Source organism: Pseudorhodoplanes sp. (assembly GCF_046289595.1).
In the GTDB taxonomy this organism is placed as follows: Bacteria; Pseudomonadota; Alphaproteobacteria; order Rhizobiales; family Xanthobacteraceae; genus Pseudorhodoplanes.
Genome location: NZ_JBKBVB010000155.1, coordinates 1 through 9,020, shown reverse-complemented (window position 1 = coordinate 9,020; position 9,020 = coordinate 1). Strand labels below are relative to the sequence as shown.

Annotated in this window: 14 protein-coding genes; 6 read left to right on the top strand and 8 right to left on the bottom strand. The window is 64.5% G+C overall.

The window, feature by feature from the left end; all coding sequences use genetic code 11:
• A partial coding sequence (locus ACK41X_RS21420; RefSeq protein ID WP_409727649.1) for a 16S rRNA (uracil(1498)-N(3))-methyltransferase occupies positions 1-503 on the top strand: 503 nt, incomplete at its 5' end.
• A 24-nt stretch (positions 504-527) separates the two neighbouring features.
• Here ACK41X_RS21420 and ACK41X_RS21415 read toward each other — a convergent pair.
• On the bottom strand, positions 528-1,016 hold the full coding sequence (locus ACK41X_RS21415; RefSeq protein ID WP_409727646.1) for a MaoC family dehydratase: 489 nt from the start codon (positions 1,014-1,016) through the stop codon (positions 528-530).
• On the bottom strand, positions 1,013-1,474 hold the full coding sequence (locus ACK41X_RS21410; protein ID WP_409727644.1) for a MaoC family dehydratase: 462 nt from the start codon (positions 1,472-1,474) through the stop codon (positions 1,013-1,015). The genes ACK41X_RS21415 and ACK41X_RS21410 overlap by 4 nt, the downstream gene beginning before the upstream one ends.
• Before the next feature lie 146 nt (positions 1,475-1,620).
• On the opposite strand from ACK41X_RS21410, the gene ACK41X_RS21405 reads away from it, so the two are divergent.
• Positions 1,621-1,953, top strand: coding sequence for a DUF4282 domain-containing protein (locus ACK41X_RS21405; RefSeq protein ID WP_409727641.1), 333 nt, complete (start codon positions 1,621-1,623; stop codon positions 1,951-1,953).
• 1 nt (position 1,954) lies between these two features.
• Here the strand turns inward: ACK41X_RS21405 and ychF are convergent, their stop codons facing one another.
• The 6 genes from ychF to ACK41X_RS21375 form a co-directional block, all read right to left on the bottom strand.
• Positions 1,955-3,052: a redox-regulated ATPase YchF gene (gene ychF / locus ACK41X_RS21400; RefSeq protein WP_409727638.1), complete on the bottom strand. Its 1,098-nt coding sequence runs from the start codon at positions 3,050-3,052 to the stop codon at positions 1,955-1,957.
• Between the two features lie 13 nt (positions 3,053-3,065).
• Complete coding sequence (locus ACK41X_RS21395) at positions 3,066-3,455, bottom strand: PIN domain-containing protein (RefSeq protein ID WP_409727652.1); 390 nt, start codon at positions 3,453-3,455, stop codon at positions 3,066-3,068.
• Positions 3,343-3,729 (bottom strand): hypothetical protein, encoded by a 387-nt coding sequence (locus ACK41X_RS21390; protein WP_409727654.1) that lies wholly within the window; start codon positions 3,727-3,729, stop codon positions 3,343-3,345. The genes ACK41X_RS21395 and ACK41X_RS21390 overlap by 113 nt, the downstream gene beginning before the upstream one ends.
• A 56-nt stretch (positions 3,730-3,785) precedes the next feature.
• The gene (gene pth / locus ACK41X_RS21385; RefSeq protein WP_409727635.1) at positions 3,786-4,391 is read right to left on the bottom strand and encodes an aminoacyl-tRNA hydrolase; all 606 of its coding nucleotides are present in this window, start codon (positions 4,389-4,391) and stop codon (positions 3,786-3,788) included.
• A gap of 48 nt (positions 4,392-4,439) precedes the next feature.
• A complete protein-coding gene (locus ACK41X_RS21380) occupies positions 4,440-5,126 on the bottom strand; it encodes a 50S ribosomal protein L25/general stress protein Ctc (RefSeq protein WP_409727632.1) in 687 nt (228 codons plus the stop codon).
• Between the two features lie 152 nt (positions 5,127-5,278).
• Positions 5,279-5,587 (bottom strand): accessory factor UbiK family protein, encoded by a 309-nt coding sequence (locus ACK41X_RS21375; protein ID WP_409727628.1) that lies wholly within the window; start codon positions 5,585-5,587, stop codon positions 5,279-5,281.
• 90 nt (positions 5,588-5,677) lie between these two features.
• Between ACK41X_RS21375 and lgt the strand changes: the two genes are divergently transcribed.
• The 4 genes from lgt to ACK41X_RS21355 all read left to right on the top strand — a co-directional run.
• The gene (gene lgt / locus ACK41X_RS21370) at positions 5,678-6,508 is read left to right on the top strand and encodes a prolipoprotein diacylglyceryl transferase (RefSeq protein ID WP_409727625.1); all 831 of its coding nucleotides are present in this window, start codon (positions 5,678-5,680) and stop codon (positions 6,506-6,508) included.
• A complete protein-coding gene (locus ACK41X_RS21365) occupies positions 6,505-7,605 on the top strand; it encodes a class I SAM-dependent methyltransferase (RefSeq protein WP_409727623.1) in 1,101 nt (366 codons plus the stop codon). The genes lgt and ACK41X_RS21365 overlap by 4 nt, the downstream gene beginning before the upstream one ends.
• On the top strand, positions 7,602-8,378 hold the full coding sequence (gene pgeF / locus ACK41X_RS21360) for a peptidoglycan editing factor PgeF (protein ID WP_409727621.1): 777 nt from the start codon (positions 7,602-7,604) through the stop codon (positions 8,376-8,378). The genes ACK41X_RS21365 and pgeF overlap by 4 nt, the downstream gene beginning before the upstream one ends.
• Positions 8,379-8,467: 89 nt before the next feature.
• Positions 8,468-9,020, top strand: a 553-nt coding sequence (locus tag ACK41X_RS21355) for a hypothetical protein (protein ID WP_409727619.1), incomplete at its 3' end; no start/stop codon positions are given.

The window sequence follows — 9,020 nt, the reverse complement described above, 5'->3', positions numbered from 1 at the left end:
ACGCCTGCGACCTGCATTACCTGTTCGCGCCGCTCAAACATGCGCGGCTCGATTACATGGTGCAAAAGGCGGTGGAGCTCGGCGCCTCGCGGCTTCAGCCGGTGACCACGCGCCACACCCAGGCGGCGCGGGTCAATGTCGAGCGCATGCAGGCCAATGCGATCGAGGCCGCCGAGCAATGCGGCATTCTGACCGTCGCCGAGACCGCCGACGCGATCCCGCTTCCGAAGGCCCTCGATGCGCTCGGCGAACGCAGCCTGATCTTCTGCGACGAGGATGCCGAGACGCGCGATCCGGTCGCCGCGCTCTCGCATCTCACGCGGGGAGCGCCGCTCGCCGTGCTGATCGGCCCCGAGGGCGGCTTCGCCGAGGAGGAGCGCGCCTTGCTGCTCGCCAAGCCCAATGTGGTGCGGCTTGCGCTCGGGCCGCGCATTCTGCGCGCCGACACCGCGGCCATTGCAGCGCTCACGCTGGTTCAGGCGGTCATTGGCGATTGGCGCTAGGTTGAAGCGAGCTTGGCCGCGCAATCACGCCGGCGTCGGATCGCGGCGCTCGAAGAAGGCGATGCTCTCGAGCGAAAACACCTGCACGCCATGCTGGTTGATGCCGCCGCCCAGCACGGTGACGACGCCGCGCGCGGGCATCGACTTTGACACCCGCATCTCCAGCACCTCGTAGGAATAGGTCACCGTGTCGCCGGCGAAAACCGGTTTGTACCAGCGCAGATTGCGAAAGCCGGGGGAGGGTCCGACCTCGGGAATACGCTCCCCGCGCTGGCGCAGCAGCTCGGCCTCGCGCTTGTTGTGGTCCACCACCTTGCGCATCCAGATCGACGCGGTATGCCAGCCGGATGCGACCAGTCCCCCGAAATGCGACCGTGCACCCTCGGCTTCGTCAAGATGAAAGGCTTGGGGGTCGAATTGCCGCGCGAACACCTTGATGTCGTCTGCGGTAAACAGATGCGAGCCAAGATCGAGCCGGTCGCCCACCCGCAGATCGTCGTAGAAGCGCATCATGACGAGGCCTCCGCGGGGCGGCGGCCGAACATTGCCGGCGTCACCATGGTCATGACGCATTCATTGTGCGCATTCAGCATTTCGTAGCGGATCCGCACGATGCCCATGTCCGGCCGGCTCTTCGAGGCGCGCGCTTCGAGGACGGTGAGGCGCAGGGTCAGGCGATCGCCCGGCCGGACCGGGCGCTGCCAGCGCACCTCCTCCACCGTGCCGGCGCCCATCGAGGCCGAATCCAACATGAAACCGTCGCAGATCATGCGCATCATGATCCCGCAGCTATGCCAGCCCGACGCACCAAGACCGCCAAGCATCGATTTCTGCGCCGCCACTTCGTCGAGGTGCATCGGCTGCGGATCGTATTGCGCGGCAAAGGCGATGATTTCCTCGCGTGTGACGAGGCGCGGGCCGTACTCGGCCGTGTAACCGGGCTGGAAGTCTTCGAAATAGAATTTGGCCAAGGCCGTGCACACCCTTTCAGCAGATGCAATTGGGTAGCGGCCGCCACAACCTGCGTCAATCGCTACCCGGTTCCGTCGGTTGACCGGCCCGCATGGCTGGGTCAAGTCTGTCGCGCGGCGCCGGTCCAAAACGCTGAGAGCGGGCAATGATCGATCTATCCGAATTGCTGCAATGGGACCGCTTCATCACCCCATCCATCATCCGGGTGTTTTATTGGCTGTGTCTGGCGCTGACGGTGCTGGTCGGCCTGTCGCTGATTCTGACGGCGCTCGGCATGATGGCGATCAACATCCTTGCCGGCAGTCTGATGTTGTTTGCCTCGATGATTTTCATCCTCGCCGGCGTGATGTTCGTGCGCATCGCCTGCGAATTGGTGATGGTGGTGTTCCGGATCAACGAGCATCTCGGCGCGATCCGCGACCGCGGCGTGGAAATCGGTGTCCCCGCGCCGCCGCTGCGCGCGCGCTCGAGAAGCTAGTTCAGGTTGCAAACCGGAAATGCATCACGTCGCCGTCGGCGACGACATACTCCTTGCCTTCCAGCCTGAGTTTGCCGGCGTCGCGCGCGCCGGCTTCGCCGCCCAGTGCGACAAAATCGTCGTAGGCGATGGTCTCGGCGCGAATGAAGCCGCGCTCGAAATCGGTATGGATCACGCCGGCCGCCTGCGGCGCCTTGGTGCCGCGGGTGATGGTCCAGGCGCGCGCTTCCTTGGGGCCGACGGTGAAATAGGTGACGAGATCGAGCAGCGCATAGCCGGCGCGGATCAGCCGGTCGAGACCGGCTTCTTTCAGGCCGACGGCGTCAAGATATTCGGCGCGTTCTTCTTTCGAAAGCACCGCAATCTCGGATTCGATCTTCGCCGAAATCACGACGGCGACCGCGCCTTCTTCCCTGGCGCGCGCCTCGACTTTCGCCGAATAGTCATTGCCGGTCGCGGCGGCGCCTTCCTCGACATTGCAGACATAGAGCACGGGCTTTGCCGTGAGCAGGCCGAGCATGGCGAAGGTCTTTTCCTCCTCCGGCTTGCGCTCGATCATGCGGGCCGGCTTGCCCTCACGCAGCAGCGCGAGCGAGCGCTGCACCAGATCGAGCGTTTCCTTCGCCTCGCGGTCGTTGCCGCGCGCCTTCTTTTCCAGCGCATCGACGCGGCGCTCCAGCGAGTCGAGATCGGCGAGCATCAGCTCGGTCTCGATGGTCTCGATATCGGCGACCGGATCGATCTTGCCTTCGACATGGGTGATGTCCGTATCCTCAAAGCAGCGCACGACATGGGCGATGGCATCGACTTCGCGGATATTGGCAAGGAACTGGTTGCCGAGGCCCTCGCCTTTCGAGGCGCCGCGCACGAGGCCGGCAATATCGACGAAGGTCAGCCGCGTCGGGACGATCTTCTCGGATTTGCCGAGCAGGGCGAGCTTGTCGAGCCGGGGATCGGGCACGGCAACCTCGCCGACATTCGGCTCGATGGTACAGAACGGATAATTCGCCGCTTGCGCCGCAGCGGTTTCGGTCAGCGCGTTGAAGAGCGTCGACTTGCCGACATTCGGCAATCCGACGATGCCGCATTTGAAGCCCATGGAAACTTTCTTTCTAGCCGAGGAAGGGATTTACGACCGTCAGCGAACCGATCTGTCTGTGATGTTGCAGGTCTTCGCTGAAAAACACGGTGCATCCCGCAAGTGTTGCCGAGCCGAGCAACACGCAATCCCACCAGGAGAAGAGATGTTTGTCCTGAATGTCCCAGGCCAGCAGCGTGACGGAGAGGTCATAGGGTGCTGTGCAGAAGGCGGCGTAATTTTCGACATAGGCTCTTGCGATTGGGTTGGTCGCGATGCGGCGTTCAGATCGTGTCAATGCTCGATAGCACTCATTCAGGCTTTGCGGGCTTAGAACGAGCGCGCCGGAACTTGCGAGGCGTCTCAGCAAGTCCTGAGCTACCTGCTGCTTTCCCGCCGCCGCCGGATCGGCGCTGTAGACCAGAATGTTGGTATCCACGAAGCAGCTTATCGTCGCGTTCGGCATAGAGTTCGTCCCGGCCTTTCCAGTCCTCGCTGACGCCGGGCAGTCCGGGTCCGCGCCACAATGCTTCAAGGGCTTTGAGCGCCTCTTCGCGACTGGGGACAGCAGGGCGGCGGCCGCACCGCTCGGCAAGCAGGTCGGCGATATAGCGCGACAGGCTCTTGTTCTCGCGCGCGGCGGCGACGCGGGCGCGGGTCGCGAGCTCCTCGGGCAGGGTGACAGTCACGTTTTTCATGACACGAATATCGTGTTTCCGTGTTTTCGTGTCAACGAAGATCCCGTCCGCGGAAATCAGGGTTTCGGCCCGTTCGGCTTGTCAAATCCCTTCGCCGCCAGCGCCAGATGCACCTTGTTCTGCAGGCTCGCATCCTCGCCGCGCACAAGCAGGGGCGCGTGCTCGGCCATGGCATCGATCAGGGTCTCGACCCAGCCATTGCGCTCGTCCTTGGCGAAGTCCGACAGCACATAGCTGTGCACAATGTTCTTGTTGCCGGGATGTCCAATGCCGATCCGCACCCGCTTGTAGTCGTTGCCGAGGTGGGCTGAGATCGAACGCAGGCCGTTGTGGCCCGCGACGCCACCGCCAACTTTGATCCGCACCTTGCCGGGCGCGAGGTCGAGTTCGTCATGCACGACCGCGATGTCGGGCAGGCCGATCTTGTAGAAATTGGCCGCTTCTGCGACGGCGCGGCCGGATTCGTTCATGAAGGTGCCGGGCAGCAGCAGCAGCGTTTTCTTGCCGCCGAGATTGCCTTCGGTGGCGACGCCCTGAAAGCGTCGGCGCCACGGCGCAAAGCCGTGGCGCTTCGCGATGGCGTCGACCACCATGAAACCGATATTGTGCCGGTTGCCCGCATAGCGGGCGCCGGGATTGCCGAGCCCGACCACGAGGTACATGGAGATGATGGCGGGGCAGGGCGCCCCGCCGCCTGTGTGAGGCCGAGTTTACTTCTTCTCGGCCGGCTTCTTTTCGGCTGCGGCCGCAGCCGGCGCTGCACCGGCAGCCGGCGCTGCGGCGGCGGCAGGAGCTTCGGACGCTTCGGCAGCCTGACGCTGCTCTTCCGCATAGCCCGACGGCGGCACGATGGTGACCAGCGTCATATCCTCGCGCCCGATCGGCTTGACGCCTTCCGGCAGCTTCACGTCGCTCAGATGCTTGGAATTGTTGATTTCCATGCCGGCGAGATCGACCTCGATGGACTGCGGGATGCGCTCCGGCGGGCAGCGCAGCGGCAGCGAGTGGGTCACAATATTGACCGCGCCGCCACGCTTCACGCCCGGCGATTGCTCGGAATTGATTACGTGAACCGGGACGTTGACGCGGACCAGCGCGCCTTCTGCGAGCCGCATGAAATCGACATGGATCGGGAAATCCTTCACCGGGTCGAGCTGATAGTCGCGCGGGATCACGCGATGCTTTTTGCCGTCGAGATCGATGTCATAGAGCGTGGTCAGGAAGTGACCGGCATAGATTTTGGTGCGAATGTCGACGTGGTCGACGGCGATCGCGAGCGGGGCTTCGTTGGCTCCGTAGATCACGGCGGGCGTCTTGCCCTCGCGACGCACTGCCCGGGCGGCCCCCTTGCCGGCCTTCGGGCGCAACGTCGCCTTGATTTCCTTCACGGCGGTCATGCGCTTGGTCCTGTCGGTTTGATGTCAGATTGTGATGTCAGATTGTCATGAAACGGCCGTGGCGAGCCTCCAGGGGTGCGGGGGCCACGGACGCGCGGGCTTATACCGGCGCGCCGCCGGAATGGCAAGAAAACAGGGGTTAACGGATAAAATCAGCCGTCCAGCCGCATATCGCCGATATCGGGCTGGCCATCCTTGCTGGCTGGCGGGGTGATCCCCGCCTTGGCCTCGAGCGCGGCAATCCGGGCCTTCAGTGCCTCGTTTTCCTCGCGCGCCAGCCGTGCCATATCCTTGACCGCCTCGAATTCCTCGCGCTTGACGAGATCCAGGTCGTTCAGCCAGCGCTCGGCCTGGGTCTTGAACAGCGTGTCGAATTCCCGCCGCACGCCCTGGGCGACGCCGGCGGCATCGTTCATCAGCCGCGCAATCTCGTCAAAGAACCGGCCCGAGGTCTGGGTCATGCTGCGCTCCTTCCGATTACGCTTTCCTGTGATATGGCGTAGCCGTCCCGGCCCTTCAAGCGCTCGGGCCTAAACGACCGGACGAACGACATGCCGCTGGCGGCGCTGCCTTTTCCCGATATCGACCCGGTGCTCGTCAGCATCGGCCCTCTGGCGATCCGCTGGTACGCGCTGGCCTATATCTTCGGCATCCTGATCGGATGGTTCTACGCACGCCGGCTGATCGGCAACGACGCCCTCTGGCGCGGCAAGGCGCCACTCACCACCGCCGATTACGACGATTTCATCGTCTGGGTGACGCTCGGCATTATCCTCGGCGGCCGGCTCGGCTATGTCCTGTTCTATAATCCGGCGCATTTTGCCGCCCATCCGCTCGAAATCCTCCAGCTCTGGGGCGGCGGCATGTCGTTTCACGGCGGCTTTGCCGGCTGTGTGCTGGCGGTGCTCTTGTTCGCGCGCAGCCGCAAAATCCCCGTGCTGTCGCTTGGCGATCTCACCTGCGCGGTGGCGCCAATCGGTCTGTTTCTCGGCAGGATCGCCAATTTCATCAACGGCGAATTGTGGGGCCGCCCGACCGACGTGCCGTGGGCCTTTGTGTTTCCGGCTGCGGGCCCGCTGCCACGCCATCCAAGCCAGCTCTATGAGGCGGCGCTCGAGGGGCTCTTGCTGTTCATCGTGCTCGCTGTCGCGGTGCGCATGGGTGCGCTACGCCGTCCGGGTCTGGTGATCGGCCTGTTCGCCTGCGGCTATGCGCTCGCGCGCTCGTTCTGCGAATTGTTCCGCGAGCCGGATCCGCAGCTCGGCTTCCTGTGGGGCGGGATGACCATGGGCATGCTCTTGTCCATCCCGCTGTTCGTCGCCGGATTGGCTTTTGTCTGGCACGCGCTGCGGCGTGCTGCGAGCGGGAGCCAGACTGCATGAGCGACCCGTCGCCACTGGAAAAGGAAATCCGCCGTCTGATCGCAGTGGGCGGCCCGATGCCGATCGCCCGCTACATGTCGCTGTGCCTGACGCATCCGCAGCACGGCTACTACGTCACGCGCGATCCGTTCGGCGCGGGCGGCGATTTCACAACAGCTCCGGAAGTCAGCCAGATTTTCGGCGAGCTGCTCGGCCTGTGGGCGCTGTCGGTCTGGCGCATGATGGGGGAGCCGGATGCCGTCAACCTGATCGAACTCGGCCCCGGCCGCGGCACCATGATGCGCGACGCGCTGCGGGCGGCGAAGGTATTGCCGAAATTCCGTCAGGCCCTGTCGGTGCATCTGGTGGAGATCAGCCCGGCGCTGGAGTCGCTCCAGCGTCACAATCTTGGGGACGCCGATGTTCCGCTGACCTGGCATCGCCATCTCATCGAGGTGCCGGAAGGGCCGGCCATCATTCTGGCCAATGAATATCTCGACGCGCTGCCGGTGCATCAGGTGGTCAAACAGGCCGATGGCTGGCACGAGCGGGTGATCGGGCTCAACGCCAACGGCGATTTCGCGCTCGGGCTCGCGCCCGACGCGCTGCCGCAATTCGACCGCTTCATGCCGCGGAAGATCAAGGAGGCCCCGGTCGGCGCGATCTTCGAATGGCGCAACGACATTCATGCCTTCGACATCGCGCGCCAGGTGCGGGGCGGCGGCGCCGCACTGCTGATCGACTATGGCCATGTCGAAAGCGATGTCGGCGAAACCCTGCAATCGGTCAACGAACACGCCTTCGCCGATCCACTGTCGGCGCCCGGCATGGCCGACCTCACCGCGCATGTCGATTTCCAGATTTTCGGCCAGGCGGCGGCGAGCATGGGCGCTGTGGTGCAGGGCCCGGTGACGCAGGCGAAATTCCTGCGCGAACTTGGCATCGATGCCCGTGCCGAAGCATTGCGCCGCGGTGCGACCCCCGAACAGGCTGCCAACATCACTGCCGCGGTGACGCGGCTCACCGAAGGCGGGCGTACCGGTATGGGGGAAATGTTCAAGGTCATCGCGATCTGCGACCCGAAACTCGGTGCACTTCCGGGATTTGTGCCGGCATGAAACTCCACGCGCAATCGCTCGCCGTGCTGGACCGCATCCGCCATGCCTTCTTCACCCGCGAAGGCGGCATGTCCGGCGGCATTTATGCAAGTCTCAACAGCGGCATCGGCTCGAACGATGACGCCGCGCATGTTGCCGAGAACCGGGCGCGTATGGCGCATGCGCTTGGCGTCGATGCAGCAAGGCTGATCACGGCGTTTCAGATTCACTCGCCGCATGTCGTGGTGGCCGAGCAGCCCTGGAATGTCGAGACGCGTCCGTGCGCCGATGCGATCGTGACGAAAACACCGGAACTTGCGATCGGCGTGTCGACGGCCGATTGCGGACCGCTGCTGTTTGCCGATCCCAAGGCGCGGGTGATCGGGGCTGCGCATGCAGGCTGGCGCGGCGCATTTTCCGGGGTGATCGAGGCCACCATCGCCGCCATGGAGGCGCTCGGGGCAGAGCGCGGGCGAATGACCGTCGCACTCGGTCCGACGATCCGCCGCGAGAATTACGAGGTCAGCCTAAGCTTTGTCGACGAATTTTTGCGTGCCGACGAAACGCATGCGCGGTTTTTTGGACCCGCCGCGCGTGAGGGTCACGCCATGTTCGATCTGCCCGGCTTCATTGCTGCGCGTCTCGAACGCCATGGCGTCGGCCAGTTCGAAGATCTGGGCCTTTGCACCTATGCGGATCCCGGCCGCTTCTACAGCTACCGCCGCTCGGTCCACCGGCAGGAACCGGATTATGGGCGGCATGTGAGCGCCATCGTCCTCGCTGGACAGGCCTGAGCGTCGCTGGACCGGGCGCCCAATTCCCGCTACGAATTTGCCTGTCGGCTGAAGCGGACCGCAAGAGTCCCATCGCTGCCGGAGGCGTCATGATTTCCTTAGCGGCACGGCTCGTCTGCGCCGGTGCGCTCGCATTGGCGGCTGCTGCCTGCACCACGACCGGCGGCGCGCCCGCGGCCGGCCAGCGCGCCACCGTCGCCTTCGATCGTGTGGACGGACTGCCGCCGGCCGTGTTCGATCGCTATGTCCGCAAGCTCAGCCACGAGGCCGAGACCCAGAATGTGCCGGTGGTCACGCGCGAGGGTTTCGCGCCCTATCGCATCAAAGGCTATGTCTCGCTTTGGACCCGCCAGCGCCAGGCGACGCTGTCCTGGGTCTGGGAAATCTACGATTCACAGGGCCAGCGCGTGGTGCGGCTCGCCGGCGACGAAAAGGCAGGCCGGACCGGCCGCGGCGACGCCTGGCAGGCCGTGAGCGACGAGGTCCTGGCGCGCGCCGCTCAGGATGGCATGACCCAGCTTTCGGCCTATTTCCGCGCTCCGGACGCGCCAGCTCCCGCGGTTGCGACCGCTCCGTCCTTGCCCGCAGAACCAAGTTTGGCGGAGGGAGGGGGGAGAGGGGGGGTCGGCGAACAAACACAAC